Source organism: Streptomyces sp. SP17BM10, from assembly GCF_036322405.1.
Classification (GTDB): Bacteria; Actinomycetota; Actinomycetes; order Streptomycetales; family Streptomycetaceae; genus Kitasatospora.
In genome coordinates, this window is sequence record NZ_JAQYXB010000293.1 from 1 (window position 1) to 311 (window position 311).

A 311-nucleotide genomic window follows, 5' to 3' on the forward strand; every position below is an offset into this window, starting at 1 on the left:
GTGGTTGGGTGTGTGGGGGTTTGGTTGGGGTGTGGGGGGGGGTTTTTTTTGTGGTGGGTTTGTGGGGTGGGTGTGTGGGTTTTTTTTTTTTTTTTTTTTTTTTTGTGTTTTTTTTTTTTTTTTTTTTTTGTTTTTTGGGGGGTGTTTTGTGTGGGGGGGGGGGGCCCCGTGCCCCCCCCCTACGCCCGGGAAGGCCCCGGCCCACCCCCAGGTGACCGGCCCCCCCCCATCACGAACAAAAAAGAAAACCCCCCATACCCCCAAAACAACCAACCGACAACCCCCTGGGGGTTAACCGGCCAATAAATAAA

Annotated in this window: 1 protein-coding gene; it reads left to right on the forward strand. The window is 53.4% G+C overall.

Going from position 1 to position 311, the window contains the following annotated elements:
* Positions 1–215, forward strand: a 215-nt coding sequence (locus PUR71_RS40925; protein WP_329924433.1) for a hypothetical protein, incomplete at its 5' end; no start/stop codon positions are given.
* Between the last annotated feature and the right edge of the window lie 96 nt (positions 216–311).